We start from the raw sequence: 16,616 nt of genomic DNA, 5'->3' as shown, positions 1-16,616 counted from the left end.
TTAAAGTTGTGACGAGGTCAGCGAAACAACTTCGTATCGCATAGGGTTAATCGATTAATCTGCTATGCTTTCAGTGTTGTTCTCCTCGGGCCGGAGATACATATGAAACCTTCTTTTATCCAGCCACCACGCTTGTTGTGGGAAAGCGGCGCTTTTACCTCAACTCATCTTGTCCAAAAATCAACCTGTATTCAGGATCTGCCGGACATTTTTTCTGACGAACGCGCCAGGCATGCATTACCTGCCGACCTGGTCGTGTATTGCGTTGAAATGATTGATAGCTCTCCTGCTGAAGGTGAGTTCTATACCGGTGTTACGCACCTTAATCCGGGAAAAGTCGGCAACGAGTTTTTCATGACCAAAGGCCATTTTCATGCGCGGCGGGAACAGGGCGAAGTTTACTTTGGCTTGCGTGGTCGCGGTCTGCTGTTATTGCAAAACGAAGCGGATGAAGCTCGTCTGGAAGCGGTGTTTCCCGGTTCAGTGCATATTATTCCGGGATTTACTGCTCATCGCTTAATTAATACTGGAGATGAAATCCTTTCTGCACTGGCGGTATGGTCGGGTGTGGCGGGGCATGATTATGCGGCATTACCGCAGGGCTTTGCACTACGCGTGGTTGAGGAAAATGGCGAGATCATGGCAAAAGAGGTGCAGAATGGCTGATTCCCGACAGAGCTACGGCCTGGACATGGCGATTCATCACCAGCCGCTGGGGTTTAGCTATGGTGAAGATGTTACCGGGCCGATGCCTGAAGTTCGTCATCTCAACGACATCCGTGCTTCTCTGCGTGATCCTGACTGTGATGGGCCAGAAGACGTTTATGCCATTGCGATGGATGTGGCGCGGATGCAGGATCGTGAAGAACTGAATAAGCGCATGTTGCTGTTTGGTGTTGTCACCTACTCGGCGGGCAGACTGGGTGAGGAACCCATTCGCAGTCAGGGGCATATCCACCGCATCAGCCAGCACAGCGGTTGGTCGCCACCGGAGCTTTATGAGATCTGGCAAGGGAAAGCGATTATTTATATGCAGGAATATGTTGATGACGATCCTGGTCGCTGCTTTGCCGTGATAGCAGGTCCTGGTGAAAAGGTGTTAGTGCCGCCAGGCTGGGGGCACGCGACGATTTCGGCAGATCCCAATACACCGTTAACCTTTGGAGCCTGGTGCGATCGGGAATACGGTTTTGAGTATGAGGCGGTACGGGCGCATAAAGGTCTGGCGTGGTATCCATTGTTGCAGGGCAACAATATTATCTGGCAGCACAACTCAAGCTATATTCCGGGGCGCTTACAGGTGGTCACGGCGCGGGAATATCCGGAGTTTGGCATTACTGGCGCGCCGGTTTATCAGCAATTTATTGGCGATCCGGCACGTTTTCAGTTTATTTCGCGACCAGAGAAAGCCGCTGAATTGTGGCAGAATTTCCATCCATAAAAAGCCGGGGGCAGACTGCCCCCGGTATTTCTATTTTGCTTAACCGGCAAATAAACCACTCGCCACGCCGATTGCCGCGAGGATAAGCAACAGTACCATTGCTTTAACCGGCGAGACACCGCGTTTGGTCATCAAATACCAGGTTCCGAGCACCACAACCAGCGGCAGCAGCTGCGGGAAAATACCATCCAGCATTTGCTGAACATGGATATTCACTCCGTCTTTAGTGATAAATTCCAGCCCGGTTCCCAACTTGACATAGCTTGCCGCTACGCCCCCCATCACAAACACCCCTAACAGCGACAAGGCTTCGCGTAATTTCGTTGATTTACTGCTCACCAGCATCTCAACCGAGCCGGAACCCATCTTGTAGCCTTTCAGGAACAGAAACCACGATCCGGGGATAATGATCGCCAGCCAGGCAACGGTATAAAACAGCGGGCCAAGAATATTACCGCCAGCCGCCAGCGCCATCCCAATACTGAGCAGGATAGGAATCAACATGCCGGGGATCATCGAATCACCGATACCGGCAATCGGCCCCATCAGCCCCACTTTCAGCGTATTGATGGTTTCACCGTCAATTGGTTCACCATTGGCTTTTTTCTCTTCCAGACCCAGCGCCATGCCATTAACAATCGCCCCAAGCTGAGGTTCAGTATTGTAAAAAGAGGCATGACGACGAAGCATTTCAGTACGCTGTACGGCGTCAGGATAGAGTTTTTTCGCCACTGGCAGCATGCTGAGACAAAAGCCGAACGACTGAAGTCGTTCAAAACTCATTGATGACAGGTTATGCATCATCCACGCTCGCCAGCAGCGGCGTAGATCTTTTCGGTCGAGTTTACGCGCTTCCATCAGAATTCATCCTCATCATCAATGACCCGACTGGCAGCCGTTGGTTGCGGCGCTTCCGGTTTGTAGTTGTAGTGAATGAGCGCCAGCAGCGCCCCGACAATCACCAACGCCACCATGTTCAGTTTCAGGAAAACGATGCAAACAAAGCCAACAAGGAAGTAAATCAACATGGTGTAATTTTTGATGATCTGCTTGAGTAGGATAGCGATCCCTACGGCGGGTAAAATCCCGCCCAGCACATTCATCGTCGATAGCACGATTTTCGGCAGGCTATCCATAAATCCGCTGATGTATTGCGCGCCAAAATAGACAGCAATAAACGTGGGTACAAAACGCAAAATAAAATTAGTGACTTGCGGCCAGATAGCCGTATTGAGGTATATGCCGCGTTCATCACCGCTCTCTAACGCCACATCGGCGCGATGGTTCCAGAAAGAGTTCAATACCATCATGGCGTTGAATAATACTGTTCCGGCAATACCAATCGTTGCCGCCAGCGCGACGGCCACTTCTGGCCCCTGACCAGAGAGAATGCCTAAAGCAATCGCCGGATAGGCCACGAAGTTCAGATCGGCCGGCATTGAGCCGCCGGGGGTGACCATTGCGATATACACGGCCTGCACGGCGACACCAATCATGATCCCTGTTTTCACATCGCCAAGAATTAGCCCGACCAGCATCCCGGAAACGAGCGGACGTGTGATCAGATACCATCCGCCCGTTAGCCCCAAAAGCCAGGGGCTACTGAGTGCGCCCAGATAACATAGAATGCCAATCAATGTAGCTTCAAAAATCATGGTGTGCTCCTTATTTCAGCTTCTGGCGTGCATCCTGCCAGCTATAACAACTGGCATCCGGTACGAGACGAAACTCAACCAGATGCCCGTGTTGTGTCAGCCAGTCAAAAGCGGCGATTTCATCGGCATTCACTGACTGGTTTGGGCCAATGGTGGTGGTGTCAGCGCGGGCGCTCATCGGGCCAACGTTAATTTTTCCATTGGCGTTTTGCAGGCTGATCCCTGCTTCTTCAATGCGTTTCAGGGTGATGGGAGATTTACCTATCACGAAATAACGCTTCTCACTGGCAATCACTTTCGGCAGTTTTTCAATTGCCGTGGCGGTATCGAACAACCAGACTTTCGTATCCTGAACTGCGCCTTTCATCACCGACGAAAGCAATGAATCGGCGGCAACGGCATCATCAATGGCAACAATGCCATCGCAGGGAAGTTCTTTTGCCCAGCGTGTTACCAGTTGTCCGTGGATCACGCGATCGTCAATGCGTACAAACGAAATGCTCATAACATATTCCTTTAAAAATCATCTGGCTGAACGGATAACACCGGGGCGGCTTTGACAAGCGTCGGTGCGGTCAATGCCAACAGTTCTATGGCGGCGGCGTGAACATCGGTTAAATGGCGGATCTCTTCACTAAGCAAGAGCATAGGGAAATTGACGCCTGCGACTACGGCGACAGGCGGTTTGGTTGAGGGCGAAAAAGCATGTTGGCAGGCCACATTCCACGGTGTGCCGCTTTGTAGATCGCACAGTACCAGAACGCCGTCGCTATCTTGTCCGGCGTTCTCCAGCGTCAGGGCGAAATCACGTTTAAAACCTTCTATGCCCGCCTGTTCACTTAAGGTGACGGTAAAAACGTGGGGTAGCTCACCGTAGACCATCCGGCTGCTGGTCAGTAACGCTCCGGCAAGTGGACCGTGGGTAGCAATAATAAGATTAATCATCAGCTTATCCTCTGACCCAGGCTTTCATCGTCGCCAGTTGTTGCCCGATGCCTTTGCCAAAGGGGGCGATGCGATATTCACCGACAGCGGCAGGAATAATAAACGTCTCGGCATAGTGGATAACGAATGGTTCGAAGGCGTCGCAGGGGCTTTCAACGATAGCTTCGGCACCCTCCACCAGATTCAACACGTTGACGCAGCCGTGGGTGTGATGCATCACTGGCGCGGTAAACCAGTGGCGGCGGGTTTCGATAAATTCCCGTTCATGCATTCCGGTACGCTCTTCTCGCCAGCCGTTACCTTCGGCGATCGGTTCAATCCGATTAACCAGATTTTCATGCACCCACTGCGTATCGCGCTGCCAGTCAATCACCTGTTCGCCGTGTTCCAGATGGACAGGGCGTGGTAATCCATCGAGGCCCAGACGTCCCCAGTCCCACAACTTGAAGGTGAAAATATAGGGCGTAGCGCTGATCTCCAGTACCATCGTGCCCGCACCAGAGCAGTGCACAGTTCCGGCGGGAATCAAAAAGTGGTCGTGTTTACGTGCCGGGAGTTGATTCACAAAGCGGGCATCATCAAAGGCTTTTTCACCACGCCCTGCTGCCTGAAGATCGACCAGCATCTCTTGTGGCTGTGTACCAGTTTTGGTTCCTAAATAAACCACCGCGTCAGGTTCTGCTTCCAGAATGTAGTAACTTTCATCCTGGGTGTAGTGCATCCCGAACTGCTGCTGAATATATTCCGTCACCGGATGCACCTGAAAACTCAGGTTCTGCCCGCCAATGGTATCGAGAAAGTCAAAACGGATCGGAAACTCCGCGCCAAAGCGGGCGTGGACTTTTTCACCCAGCAAAGGGCGCGGGTAGAGAAGCACCAGATCCTGTGAAGGGATCTCGATCCGCACGTTGCCAAAACGCAGTAACAGGCTGTTTTCCTCGGGCACGCAATCAAAACACCATGCGTAATTTGGCGCGGAGGGATCGAGATCGAATTGTTGTTTCATCCATTGACCGCCCCACACGCCGGGATCAAAGAATGGCACGACGCGGAAAGGTCGCGTGGTGGTGTGTTGCAACGCGCAACGTAGCGCCTCGCCGCTAACCATCGCGGGAGACTCTTTTATCGTGGTATCCAGCAGATAATCAGTACGTTTCAGGAGCGGGGTCTTGTGCTTATCGAACACCCGCCACTCAATAAAGAACGCGCGCTTATAGCGGCGCAACATATCTTCATCGCTATTTTCGGCACCCCAGTTTCCCAGTCCGTCGTGACGCATTCGTTGCTGGATTTCCCAACGCGGCATATCGGCGTAAATCAGCACATCGCCGTTATGCGCCAGTGCGGCACCGGAACCGTAGAGAACCACTACGCCTTCCTGAATATCTTCAACTTGCTGACGTAGTCGGTTCAGTTTTTCTGCGTCATAAAATTCAGCAAGCTGATGGCAGGAAAGCACGCCGAACACGCGATCATCAGTAAGATTTCGCGCCAACAGTTCATGCAGTGCCTGCGGTGTGCGGCGCGCCGATTCGACATTCAGTACCTTTACTGCATTGAGCATCGGTAAAAAATGTTGTTCAAGTTCAGCAAGTTGTACTCCTGGATAGCAGTCAATAACGACTACCGTTCTGGCTGACGCCGAAGCCCTGGCGTTAATTTCGTTGCTGATCGACACCCAGCCGCTCCAGGCCTGATTGTCGTATCCCTGAACGGCAACTTCCGGGAATTTGTTATAGGTTGATCGCATTTTCGGCCTCCGTGTTTTCTAAACAGAGATTAATCGATTAACCTTGTTCTGACAGTGTGGTTAACGCGATTAACCCGGCATATTCGATAACAGATAGCGAAAATGGCATTGTTATGTGAGAAGTGTCACAGGGAAATTTGAACAAAAAGATTAACCGATTAACCTTCGATAGTGTTCAGGAGAAAAGATGACAACAGTAACGCTGGCGCAGGTTGCAGAGCGAGCGGGGGTTTCTACGGCGACAGTCTCGATGGTGTTGCGTAATCGGGGACGGATCTCGCAGGCAACGCGTGAGAGAGTATTAAAAGCCCTGGATGATGCCGGTTATGTCTATAACCAGACGGCGGCGAATTTACGCAATCGTAGTAGTAATCAGGTCGGGTTGTTGCTGCATGATATTACTAACCCATTTTACGGCGAGATGACCGCCGGACTGAGCCACGAAATGGAGCGCCATGATCTGCTGCTCTTTCTGGCGAATAGCGAAGAATCTGGCGAGCGGCAGCAAAAGTTTGTCGATTCTCTGATGCGCAATAACGCCTGCGGCATGGTGCTGTGCGCGGCGCGGGAAACGCCAGCCTCCTTTTTTGAGGCGCTGAAACGGCGCAATATTCCCGCCATTATGGTGGTGCGTCCGCTCAGCGATCCTGACTTCGACTTTGTAGGTACTGATAATTTTCTCGGCACGCAGATGGCGACCACACACTTAGTGAAAATGGGGCATAAGAACATTGCCTTTATTGGCGGCAGCCCAAATTCCGGTAGTCGGGCGCAACGTATTGGCGGTTTTACCAGTACCTTACTGGAGCATGGGATTTCACCAAATTCGGCGTGGATCGTCGCAGCTCAAGCCAACCAATCTGATGGCGCTAAAGTGGCAGAGGTACTACTGACAAATAATCCTCAAATTACAGCCGCCGTTTGCTATCAGGATATTGTTGCGCTGGGTGTCATGCAGGCGTTACGGAAAATGGGACGAGAACCGGGGCGAGACTTTGCGCTGGTAGGGTTTGATGACATCACTGAAGCTGCATTGGTACAACCCGCGTTAACGACAGTTTCGGTCGCGGCAAAAGAGATTGGTCGTAAAGCAGGAGAACTGCTTTACAGCCGTATTCAGGGTAACGATGAACCACCAAAGCGGATCATTTTGCCGCCAGCATTAGTGGTCAGAGAATCATGTGGTTTTAATTGATGGGTATATCTTTTACTGATTACCCTGCCTGTTTTACATTTAATTCTAATTATCCGCGTTTTTCTGTAGCAGCGTAGCGATGCGCTGGTTACTCTGAAAACGGTCTATGCAAATTAACAAAAGAGAATAGCTATGCATGATGCAAACATCCGCGTTGCCATCGCGGGAGCCGGGGGGCGTATGGGCCGCCAGTTGATTCAGGCGGCGCTGGCATTAGAAGGCGTGCAGCTGGGCGCGGCGCTGGAGCGCGAAGGATCTTCTTTACTGGGCAGCGACGCTGGTGAACTGGCCGGAGTCGGAAAAACAGGCGTTACCGTGCAAAGCAGCCTCGACGCGGTAAAAGATGATTTTGATGTGTTTATCGATTTTACCCGTCCGGAAGGTACGCTGAACCATCTCGCTTTTTGTCGCCAGCATGGCAAAGGGATGGTGATTGGTACAACGGGTTTTGATGACGCTGGCAAACAAGCGATTCGTGACGCTGCTACAGATATTGCGATTGTCTTTGCCGCCAATTTTAGCGTTGGCGTTAACGTCATGCTTAAGCTGTTGGAGAAAGCCGCTCAGGTAATGGGTGACTACACTGATATTGAAATTATCGAAGCACATCATAGACATAAAGTCGATGCGCCGTCAGGCACTGCGCTGGCAATGGGGGAGGCGATTGCCCACGCTCTTGATAAAGACCTGAAAGATTGCGCGGTCTACAGTCGTGAAGGCCATACTGGTGAACGTGTTCCTGGCACCATTGGTTTTGCCACTGTACGTGCGGGTGACATCGTGGGGGAACATACCGCCATGTTCGCCGATATCGGCGAACGTCTGGAGATTACCCATAAGGCGTCCAGCCGCATGACATTTGCTAACGGTGCGGTAAGATCGGCATTGTGGCTAAATGATAAGGAAAGTGGTCTTTTTGATATGCGAGATGTACTGGATCTCAATAGATTATAACCACAAAACATTTGTGTTGATGCAAAAATAACATATCCAATCTATTGATTATAAAGGGCTTTAATTTTTGGCCCTTTTATTTTTTTTGTTTCGTTTATTAATAATTAAAAAATGGCTAAAAATTAAAGTTTAGTTGCCTGTTTTTGTTGTTTTAATGTAAATTTTGACCATCTGGTCCACTTTTTTCTAAGGGTTTTGGTTTTATGCAATTTTCTTGCTGCGCAAGCGTTTTCCAGAACGGGTTAGATGATGTTTTTGCCGCTTAATGCCTGTAAAACATGCATGAGCCACAAAATAATATAAAAAATCCCGCCATTAAGTTGACTTTTAGCGCCCATATCTCCAGAATGCCGCCGTTTGCCAGAAATTCGTCGGTAAGCAGATTTGCATTGATTTACGTCATCACTGTGAATTAATATGCAAATAAAGTGAGTGAATATTCTCTGGAGGGTGTTTTGATTAAGTCAGCGCTATTGGTTCTGGAAGACGGAACCCAGTTTCACGGTCGGGCCATAGGGGCAACAGGTTCGGCGGTTGGGGAAGTCGTTTTCAATACTTCAATGACCGGTTATCAAGAAATCCTCACTGATCCTTCCTATTCTCGTCAAATCGTTACTCTTACTTATCCCCATATTGGCAATGTCGGCACTAATGATGCCGATGAAGAATCCTCTCAGGTACATGCACAAGGTCTGGTGATTCGCGACCTGCCGCTGATTGCCAGCAACTTCCGCAACACCGAAGACCTCTCTTCTTACCTGAAACGCCATAACATCGTGGCGATTGCCGATATCGACACCCGTAAGCTGACGCGTTTACTGCGCGAGAAAGGCGCACAGAATGGCTGCATTATCGCGGGCGATAACCCGGATGCGGCGCTGGCGTTAGAAAAAGCCCGCGCGTTCCCTGGTCTGAACGGCATGGATCTGGCAAAAGAAGTGACCACCGCAGAAGCCTATAGCTGGACACAAGGGAGCTGGACGCTGACCGGAGGCCTGCCAGAAGCGAAAAAAGAAGACGAGCTGTCGTTCCACGTCGTGGCTTATGACTTTGGTGCCAAGCGCAACATCCTGCGGATGCTGGTGGATAGAGGCTGTCGTCTGACCATCGTTCCGGCGCAAACTTCTGCGGAAGATGTGCTGAAAATGAATCCAGACGGCATCTTCCTCTCCAACGGTCCTGGCGACCCGGCCCCGTGTGATTACGCCATTACCGCCATCCAGAAATTCCTCGAAACCGACGTCCCGGTATTCGGCATCTGCCTCGGCCATCAGTTGCTGGCACTGGCGAGCGGTGCGAAGACCATTAAGATGAAGTTCGGACACCACGGCGGCAACCATCCGGTTAAAGATGTGGAGAAAAACGTGGTGATGATCACCGCCCAGAACCACGGTTTTGCGGTGGACGAAGCAACATTACCTGCAAACCTGCGTGTCACGCATAAATCCCTGTTCGACGGTACGTTACAGGGGATTCATCGCACCGATAAACCGGCGTTCAGCTTCCAGGGGCACCCTGAAGCCAGCCCTGGTCCGCACGACGCAGCGCCGTTGTTCGACCACTTTATCGAGTTAATTGAGCAGTACCGTAAAACCGCTAAGTAATCAGGAGTAAAAGAGCCATGCCAAAACGTACAGATATAAAAAGTATCCTGATTCTGGGTGCGGGCCCGATTGTTATCGGTCAGGCGTGTGAGTTTGACTACTCTGGCGCGCAAGCATGTAAAGCCCTGCGCGAAGAAGGTTACCGCGTCATTCTGGTGAACTCCAACCCGGCGACCATCATGACCGACCCGGAAATGGCTGATGCGACCTACATCGAGCCGATTCACTGGGAAGTGGTACGCAAGATTATTGAAAAAGAGCGCCCGGATGCGGTGCTGCCAACGATGGGCGGTCAGACGGCGCTGAACTGTGCGCTGGAGCTGGAGCGTCAGGGCGTGTTGGAAGAGTTCGGCGTCACCATGATTGGTGCCACTGCCGATGCGATTGATAAAGCAGAAGACCGTCGTCGTTTCGACGTAGCGATGAAGAAAATCGGTCTGGAAACTGCGCGTTCCGGTATCGCGCACACGATGGAAGAAGCGCTGGCGGTTGCCGCTGACGTGGGCTTCCCGTGCATTATTCGCCCATCCTTTACCATGGGCGGTAGCGGTGGTGGTATCGCTTATAACCGCGAAGAGTTTGAAGAAATTTGCGCCCGCGGTCTGGATCTCTCCCCAACCAAAGAGCTGCTGATTGATGAATCGCTGATCGGCTGGAAAGAGTACGAGATGGAAGTGGTGCGTGATAAAAACGACAACTGCATCATCGTCTGCTCTATCGAAAACTTTGATGCGATGGGCATCCACACCGGTGACTCCATCACTGTCGCGCCAGCCCAAACGCTGACCGACAAAGAATATCAAATCATGCGTAATGCCTCGATGGCGGTGCTGCGTGAAATCGGCGTTGAAACCGGTGGTTCCAACGTTCAGTTTGCGGTGAACCCGAAAAACGGTCGTCTGATTGTTATCGAAATGAACCCGCGCGTGTCCCGTTCTTCGGCGCTGGCGTCGAAAGCGACCGGCTTCCCGATTGCTAAAGTGGCGGCAAAACTGGCGGTGGGTTACACCCTCGACGAGCTGATGAACGACATCACTGGCGGGCGTACCCCGGCCTCCTTTGAGCCGTCTATCGACTACGTGGTTACCAAAATTCCTCGCTTCAACTTCGAGAAATTCGCTGGTGCGAACGACCGTCTGACCACTCAGATGAAATCGGTTGGCGAAGTGATGGCGATTGGTCGCACGCAGCAGGAATCCCTGCAAAAAGCGCTGCGCGGCCTGGAAGTGGGCGCAACTGGCTTCGACCCGAAAGTGAGCCTGGACGACCCGGAAGCGCTGACCAAAATCCGCCGCGAACTGAAAGATGCTGGCGCAGAGCGTATCTGGTATATCGCCGATGCCTTCCGTGCGGGCCTGTCTGTAGACGGTGTCTTTAACCTGACCAACATTGACCGCTGGTTCCTGGTACAGATTGAAGAACTGGTGCGTCTGGAAGAGAAAGTCGCAGAAGTGGGCATCACTGGCCTGAACGCTGACTTCCTGCGCCAGCTGAAACGCAAAGGTTTTGCCGATGCGCGTCTGGCTAAACTGGCGGGCGTTCGTGAAGCGGAAATCCGCAAGCTGCGCGATCAGTATGACCTGCACCCGGTTTACAAGCGCGTGGATACCTGTGCGGCAGAATTTGCCACCGACACCGCTTACATGTACTCCACTTATGAAGACGAGTGCGAAGCGAATCCGTCTACCGACCGTGAAAAAATCATGGTGCTTGGCGGCGGCCCGAACCGTATCGGTCAGGGTATCGAATTCGACTACTGCTGCGTACACGCCTCGCTGGCGCTGCGCGAAGACGGTTACGAAACCATTATGGTTAACTGTAACCCGGAAACCGTCTCCACCGACTACGACACTTCCGACCGTCTCTACTTCGAGCCGGTAACTCTGGAAGATGTGCTGGAAATCGTGCGTATTGAGAAGCCGAAAGGCGTTATCGTTCAGTACGGCGGTCAGACCCCGCTGAAACTGGCGCGCGCGCTGGAAGCTGCTGGCGTACCGGTTATCGGCACCAGCCCGGATGCTATCGACCGTGCAGAAGACCGTGAACGCTTCCAGCATGCGGTTGATCGTCTGAAACTGAAACAACCGGCGAACGCCACCGTTACCGCTATTGAAATGGCGGTAGAGAAGGCGAAAGAGATTGGCTACCCGCTGGTGGTACGTCCGTCTTACGTTCTCGGCGGTCGGGCGATGGAAATCGTCTATGACGAAGCTGACCTGCGTCGCTACTTCCAGACGGCGGTGAGTGTCTCTAACGATGCGCCAGTGTTGCTGGATCACTTCCTCGATGACGCGGTAGAAGTGGATGTGGACGCCATCTGCGACGGCGAAATGGTGCTGATTGGCGGCATCATGGAGCACATCGAGCAGGCGGGCGTGCACTCCGGTGACTCCGCATGTTCTCTGCCAGCGTACACTTTAAGTCAGGAAATTCAGGATGTGATGCGCCAACAGGTGCAGAAACTTGCCTTCGAATTGCAGGTGCGCGGCCTGATGAACGTGCAGTTTGCGGTGAAAAACAACGAAGTCTACCTGATTGAAGTTAACCCGCGTGCGGCGCGTACCGTTCCGTTCGTCTCCAAAGCCACCGGCGTGCCGCTGGCAAAAGTGGCGGCGCGCGTGATGGCAGGCAAATCGCTGGCTGAGCAGGGCGTGACTAAAGAAGTCATCCCGCCGTACTACTCGGTGAAAGAAGTGGTGCTGCCGTTCAACAAATTCCCGGGCGTTGACCCGCTGTTAGGGCCAGAAATGCGCTCCACCGGGGAAGTGATGGGCGTGGGTCGCACCTTCGCTGAAGCGTTCGCCAAAGCGCAGCTGGGCAGTAACTCCACCATGAAGAAACACGGTCGTGCGCTGCTCTCCGTGCGTGAAGGTGACAAAGAACGCGTGGTGGACCTGGCGGCAAAACTGCTGAAACAGGGCTTCGAGCTGGATGCGACACACGGCACGGCGATTGTGCTGGGCGAAGCGGGCATTAATCCGCGTCTGGTGAACAAGGTGCATGAAGGTCGTCCGCACATTCAGGACCGTATTAAGAATGGCGAATATACCTACATCATCAACACCACCTCAGGTCGTCGTGCGATTGAAGACTCCCGCGTGATCCGTCGCAGTGCGCTGCAATATAAAGTGCATTACGACACCACCCTGAACGGCGGCTTTGCCACCGCGATGGCGCTGAATGCCGATGCGACCGAAAAAGTAATTTCGGTGCAGGAAATGCACGCACAGATCAAATAATAGCGTGTGATGGCGGATATGTTTTATTCGCCAATTTGATCGAATAACTAATACGGTTCTCGAAAGAGGACCGTTTTTTTTACCTGTAAGACAAAACTTTGTTGGAATTCATATTTTTGATGGCGTAAGCAGGATTTTGCTCACACTAATCCTTCGTTAGGTTGCATACTATCGATATATCCACAATTTTAATATGGCCTTGTTTAATTGCTGCAAAACGAGTCATAGCCAGTCTTTTAATTTGTGAAACTGGAGTTCGTATGTGTGAAGGATGTGTTGAAAAACCACTCTATTTGTTAATCGCCGAATGGATGATGGCTGAAAACCGCTGGGTGATAGCAAGAGAGATCTCTATTCATTTCGATATTGAACACAGCAAGGCGGTTAATACCCTGACTTATATTCTGTCGGAAGTCGCAGAAATAAGCTGCGAAGTTAAGATGATCCCTAATAAGCTGGAAGGGCGGGGATGCCAGTGCCAGCGACTGGTAAAAGTGGTCGATATCGATGAGCAAATTTACGCGCGCCTGCGCAATAACAACCGGGATAAATTAGTCGGCGTAAGAAAGACGCCGCGTATTCCTGCCGTTCCGCTCACGGAACTTAACCGCGAGCAGAAGTGGCAGATGATGTTGTCAAAGAGTATGCGTCGTTAATGTCATTTCGTTGATACCGTGCGACCTGGTCGCCGGATGCGATGCTAGCGCATCTTATCCGGCCTACGGTTGCTCTCCAGCAGGGTTGGATAAGGCGTTTATGCCGCATCCGACGATGTTACCGTTTCGGCGTCACATCCGTCGTCCCCTGCAAACGGGGGCGATTTACCTCCATTTGCCTCAACGGCTGCGTTTCATGTAACGATGCATGACAGCGCCCGACAAGATCCTGATACTCTTTGGTATTCAACCGCTTCCAGTGTAACTCGTCGTCACTCACACTGCGTACAGCGCGGGCTGGCGTGCCCATCAACAACTGGCGTTTCTCGCCGTGAAAGCCTGCTTTGACAAAGCTCATGGCGGCAACAATGCTCTCTTCGCCAATGACCGCGCCATCCATAATCACGCTGTTCATCCCGACCAATGCATCGCGACCAATCATGCAGCCATGTAGGATCGCTCCGTGCCCGATATGCCCGTTTTCTCCAACGATGGTGTCAGTGTCGCAGTAGCCATGCATAATGCAGCCATCCTGAATATTGGCTCCCGCTTGCACGATCAACCGCCCGTAATCACCACGCAGTGAGGCGAGGGGGCCGATGTAGACTCCGGCCCCCACAATCACATCGCCAATCAAGACTGCACTGGGATGGACAAACGCCGTCGGGTGAACCACCGGAATTAACCCCTCAAAGGCGTAATAGCTCACGGTTGTTAACGTCCTTTCCACACCGGATCGCGCTTCTCGGCAAACGCCAGCGGCCCTTCAAGGGCATCTTCCGAATGTAGAACTGATGGGTAGTGTTTCAAGACGCCGCTGCGAATATAGCGATACGCTTCTTCTACCGGCATTTCGCTGGTGGTGCGGTAGATCTCTTTCAGCGCCGCGATCGCCAGCGGGGCGCTGTCAACCAGTTGCTGCGCCAGTTCGCGGGCGTTATCCATCAGTTCCGCCTGGCTAACCACGCGGTTGACTACCCCCCAACGCAGCGCCTCTTCTGCGCCCATTCTTCTGCCGGTCATCACCATTTCATTGACGATGGCAGGCGGCAGTATCTTCGGCAGACGCAGCACACCGCCGCTGTCAGGAACGATGCCCAGTTTGGCTTCTGGCAGGGCGAAGCTGGCGTTATCGGCACAAACAATAAAATCTGCCGCCAGCGCCAGTTCAAAGCCGCCGCCAAAGGCGTAGCCGTTCACGGCTGCGATGACCGGTTTATCCAGATTGAAAATTTCGGTTAAGCCCGCAAAACCACCCGGACCAAAGTCAGCATCCGGTGCTTCGCCTTCTGCTGCTGCTTTTAAATCCCAGCCTGCGGAAAAGAATTTCTCTCCGGCACCGGTAATAATGGCGACACGTAATTGCGGGTCGTCACGGAAATTTAGAAATACTTCGCCCATTTCAAAGCTGGTTTTCGCATCAATAGCATTCGCTTTTGGTCGATCAAGGGTAATTTCCAGAATTGATCCATTGCGGGTCAGATGTAATGATTCACTCATTCCTTTTCTCCATTTTTGCTTTTTCAGGGACGACAACGGCCCTGCAAAAAAATGCATATTATTGTTGAACGTGATTATTACCAGACAGAGTAGTACCCTGCTGTAGTGTTTATTTCAGCGCCTTTCTGATTATTTTCCCCGAGCAATTACGTGGCAGATCTTTTCTGATCTCCAGATAAGAGGGCACTTTAAATTTCGCCATATTCTGTTCGCAAAAGTAGAAGAATTCCTCTTCGCTCAATATTTCACCTTCATTCAGCACCACAAACGCTTTGATGGCTTCATCGCGAATCGAATCTTTAATACCCACAACCACGATGTCCTGAATTTTTGGATGGGTGGCGATGATATTTTCCAGCTCCACGCAGGAGACATTCTCGCCACCGCGTTTGATCATATTGCAGCGGCGATCGACGAAATAAAAAAAGCCCTCTTCGTCGCGGTATCCGGTATCGCCAGTATGCAGCCAGCCATCGGCTTCCAGCACTTTCGCAGTGGCTTGCGGGTTGAGAAAATACTCTTTGAAGATGGTTTTTCCCGGTACGCCTTTAATGCAGATTTCACCGATCTCACCAGACGGGAGCGGACGATTGTGATCGTCGCGAATCTCCGCTTCGTAGCAAAACCCCGCCCGACCAATCGACGGCCAGCGTCGTTTATCGCCAGGGCGATCGCCGATAATGCCAACAATGGTTTCCGTCATCCCATAAGAGGTCAGCAAGCGAACGCCGAAGCGTTCACAAAACGCATCTTTTTCCTGCTCCGACAGGTTGAGATAAAACATTACTTCCCGCAGATGGTGTTGCTGATCGCTCGCTGAAGGCGGTCGCACCATCAACGTACGGATCATCATCGGAATACATTCGGTAACGGTGGCGCGATACTTCTGTACCTGTCCCCAGAAGGCGCGGGCGCTGTATTTCTCGACCAGCACAAAGGTGGCTCCGGCAGAAAACGCCGCCATCGCCGCAGTACACTGGCAATCGATATGAAACGCAGGCATTACCGTCAGGTAGACGTCATCGTCACGCAGTGCGCACTGCCAGGCAGAGTAATATCCAGCGAAGCGCAGGTTGTAATGGGTAATCACCACCCCTTTCGGTCGGGAAGTGGTACCGGAGGTAAAGAGAATTTCCGCCGTATCGTCGGTCGATAGCGGCGGTGCATAGCACAAGGTTACAGGTTGTTGATTTTTCAGTTGAGTAAACGAACTCACGCCATCATCAGCGGGAAGCTCCACATCTGTCAGGCAAATGTGCCGCAACTGCGAGGCATCTTCCTGCTGAATCTGTTGATACATAGGATAGAATTGTGCACTGGTTACCAGCAGGCACGCCTGGCTATTTTGCAGGATCCACGCGCTTTCTTCGCGCAACAGGCGGGCGTTAATCGGCACCATAATCGCGCCAATTTTTGCCAGCCCGAACCAGCAAAAGATAAATTCCGGGCAGTTGTCGAGATGTAGAGCAACCTTGTCGCCTTTGCGAATCCCCAGCGTATAAAACAGGTTTGCCGTGCGGTTAATCTCCTGATTTAACTCAAGATAACTATACCGGTTAACGACTCCGCCGCTGGATTCACAAATCAGCGCCGTTTTATGACCGTAAACGTCCGCCAGATCGTCCCACATTTGACGTAGATGTTGTCCGCCAATGATATCCATTGCACCTCTATCCA

The 16,616-nt window shown here is 52.0% G+C and carries 15 protein-coding genes; 7 read left to right on the top strand and 8 right to left on the bottom strand.

Annotated features, from left to right (window positions below; translation table 11 throughout):
• Window positions 1–102 precede the first annotated feature (102 nt).
• Together D9597_RS03865 and D9597_RS03860 are read left to right on the top strand one after the other, a co-directional pair.
• Complete coding sequence (locus tag D9597_RS03865) at window positions 103–666, top strand: glucose-6-phosphate isomerase family protein (RefSeq protein WP_130221668.1); 564 nt, start codon at window positions 103–105, stop codon at window positions 664–666.
• Window positions 659–1,441: a glucose-6-phosphate isomerase family protein gene (locus D9597_RS03860; protein WP_130221667.1), complete on the top strand. Its 783-nt coding sequence runs from the start codon at window positions 659–661 to the stop codon at window positions 1,439–1,441. Before D9597_RS03865 ends, D9597_RS03860 begins: the two co-directional genes overlap by 8 nt.
• 39 nt (window positions 1,442–1,480) lie before the next feature.
• Here the strand turns inward: D9597_RS03860 and D9597_RS03855 are convergent, their stop codons facing one another.
• Genes D9597_RS03855 through D9597_RS03835 form a run of 5 tightly spaced genes read right to left on the bottom strand, consistent with a single transcriptional unit; the run spans window position 1,481 to window position 5,791 of the window.
• Complete coding sequence (locus D9597_RS03855; RefSeq protein ID WP_130221666.1) at window positions 1,481–2,299, bottom strand: PTS system mannose/fructose/sorbose family transporter subunit IID; 819 nt, start codon at window positions 2,297–2,299, stop codon at window positions 1,481–1,483.
• Window positions 2,299–3,096, bottom strand: a complete 798-nt coding sequence (locus D9597_RS03850; protein WP_130221665.1) for a PTS sugar transporter subunit IIC — start codon at window positions 3,094–3,096, stop codon at window positions 2,299–2,301. Before D9597_RS03850 ends, D9597_RS03855 begins: the two co-directional genes overlap by 1 nt.
• A gap of 10 nt (window positions 3,097–3,106) precedes the next feature.
• Window positions 3,107–3,601: a PTS sugar transporter subunit IIB gene (locus D9597_RS03845; RefSeq protein WP_130221664.1), complete on the bottom strand. Its 495-nt coding sequence runs from the start codon at window positions 3,599–3,601 to the stop codon at window positions 3,107–3,109.
• A gap of 11 nt (window positions 3,602–3,612) precedes the next feature.
• Window positions 3,613–4,041, bottom strand: coding sequence for a PTS fructose transporter subunit IIA (locus D9597_RS03840; protein WP_130221663.1), 429 nt, complete (start codon window positions 4,039–4,041; stop codon window positions 3,613–3,615).
• Window positions 4,042–4,045: 4 nt separating this feature from the next.
• On the bottom strand, window positions 4,046–5,791 hold the full coding sequence (locus D9597_RS03835) for a class I mannose-6-phosphate isomerase (protein ID WP_130221662.1): 1,746 nt from the start codon (window positions 5,789–5,791) through the stop codon (window positions 4,046–4,048).
• A gap of 187 nt (window positions 5,792–5,978) precedes the next feature.
• Between D9597_RS03835 and D9597_RS03830 the strand changes: the two genes are divergently transcribed.
• The 5 genes from D9597_RS03830 to caiF all read left to right on the top strand — a co-directional run bounded on the left by D9597_RS03830 (window position 5,979) and on the right by caiF (window position 13,439).
• A complete protein-coding gene (locus D9597_RS03830) occupies window positions 5,979–6,986 on the top strand; it encodes a LacI family DNA-binding transcriptional regulator (protein ID WP_130221661.1) in 1,008 nt (335 codons plus the stop codon).
• A 132-nt stretch (window positions 6,987–7,118) separates the two neighbouring features.
• Entirely contained in the window at window positions 7,119–7,940 is an 822-nt protein-coding gene (gene dapB, locus D9597_RS03825) for a 4-hydroxy-tetrahydrodipicolinate reductase (protein WP_130217482.1), read from the top strand.
• 455 nt (window positions 7,941–8,395) lie between these two features.
• Window positions 8,396–9,544: a glutamine-hydrolyzing carbamoyl-phosphate synthase small subunit gene (gene carA / locus D9597_RS03820; protein ID WP_130221660.1), complete on the top strand. Its 1,149-nt coding sequence runs from the start codon at window positions 8,396–8,398 to the stop codon at window positions 9,542–9,544.
• A gap of 17 nt (window positions 9,545–9,561) precedes the next feature.
• The gene (carB, locus tag D9597_RS03815) at window positions 9,562–12,783 is read left to right on the top strand and encodes a carbamoyl-phosphate synthase large subunit (protein WP_130221659.1); all 3,222 of its coding nucleotides are present in this window, start codon (window positions 9,562–9,564) and stop codon (window positions 12,781–12,783) included.
• 260 nt (window positions 12,784–13,043) lie between these two features.
• Window positions 13,044–13,439, top strand: coding sequence for a carnitine metabolism transcriptional regulator CaiF (gene caiF / locus D9597_RS03810; protein ID WP_130221658.1), 396 nt, complete (start codon window positions 13,044–13,046; stop codon window positions 13,437–13,439).
• Window positions 13,440–13,557: 118 nt separating this feature from the next.
• Here the strand turns inward: caiF and caiE are convergent, their stop codons facing one another.
• The 3 genes from caiE to caiC form a co-directional block, all read right to left on the bottom strand.
• Window positions 13,558–14,148, bottom strand: a complete 591-nt coding sequence (caiE, locus tag D9597_RS03805) for a carnitine operon protein CaiE (RefSeq protein WP_130221657.1) — start codon at window positions 14,146–14,148, stop codon at window positions 13,558–13,560.
• 5 nt (window positions 14,149–14,153) lie between these two features.
• The gene (gene caiD / locus D9597_RS03800; protein WP_130217476.1) at window positions 14,154–14,939 is read right to left on the bottom strand and encodes a crotonobetainyl-CoA hydratase; all 786 of its coding nucleotides are present in this window, start codon (window positions 14,937–14,939) and stop codon (window positions 14,154–14,156) included.
• A gap of 109 nt (window positions 14,940–15,048) precedes the next feature.
• Complete coding sequence (gene caiC, locus D9597_RS03795; RefSeq protein WP_130221656.1) at window positions 15,049–16,602, bottom strand: crotonobetaine/carnitine-CoA ligase; 1,554 nt, start codon at window positions 16,600–16,602, stop codon at window positions 15,049–15,051.
• Window positions 16,603–16,616: the final 14 nt, after the last annotated feature.

It is taken from the genome of Escherichia sp. E13S3, assembly GCF_004212325.1.
GTDB lineage: Bacteria > Pseudomonadota > Gammaproteobacteria > Enterobacterales > Enterobacteriaceae > Escherichia.
The sequence above is the reverse complement of the archived record's forward strand: the minus strand, read 5'-3'. Positions and strand labels throughout refer to the sequence as shown.

Excerpts from the sequence above, each read along its gene's own strand:
- D9597_RS03865 (WP_130221668.1), top strand. The coding sequence starts at position 103 with ATGAAACCTTCTTTTATCCAGCCACCACGCTTGTTGTGGGAAAGCGGC.
- D9597_RS03860 (WP_130221667.1), top strand. The coding sequence starts at position 659 with ATGGCTGATTCCCGACAGAGCTACGGCCTGGACATGGCGATTCATCAC.
- D9597_RS03855 (WP_130221666.1), bottom strand. The coding sequence starts at position 2,299 with ATGGAAGCGCGTAAACTCGACCGAAAAGATCTACGCCGCTGCTGGCGA.
- D9597_RS03850 (WP_130221665.1), bottom strand. The coding sequence starts at position 3,096 with ATGATTTTTGAAGCTACATTGATTGGCATTCTATGTTATCTGGGCGCA.
- D9597_RS03845 (WP_130221664.1), bottom strand. The coding sequence starts at position 3,601 with ATGAGCATTTCGTTTGTACGCATTGACGATCGCGTGATCCACGGACAA.
- D9597_RS03840 (WP_130221663.1), bottom strand. The coding sequence starts at position 4,041 with ATGATTAATCTTATTATTGCTACCCACGGTCCACTTGCCGGAGCGTTA.
- D9597_RS03835 (WP_130221662.1), bottom strand. The coding sequence starts at position 5,791 with ATGCGATCAACCTATAACAAATTCCCGGAAGTTGCCGTTCAGGGATAC.
- D9597_RS03830 (WP_130221661.1), top strand. The coding sequence starts at position 5,979 with ATGACAACAGTAACGCTGGCGCAGGTTGCAGAGCGAGCGGGGGTTTCT.
- dapB (WP_130217482.1), top strand. The coding sequence starts at position 7,119 with ATGCATGATGCAAACATCCGCGTTGCCATCGCGGGAGCCGGGGGGCGT.
- carB (WP_130221659.1), top strand. The coding sequence starts at position 9,562 with ATGCCAAAACGTACAGATATAAAAAGTATCCTGATTCTGGGTGCGGGC.
- caiF (WP_130221658.1), top strand. The coding sequence starts at position 13,044 with ATGTGTGAAGGATGTGTTGAAAAACCACTCTATTTGTTAATCGCCGAA.
- caiD (WP_130217476.1), bottom strand. The coding sequence starts at position 14,939 with ATGAGTGAATCATTACATCTGACCCGCAATGGATCAATTCTGGAAATT.
- caiC (WP_130221656.1), bottom strand. The coding sequence starts at position 16,602 with ATGGATATCATTGGCGGACAACATCTACGTCAAATGTGGGACGATCTG.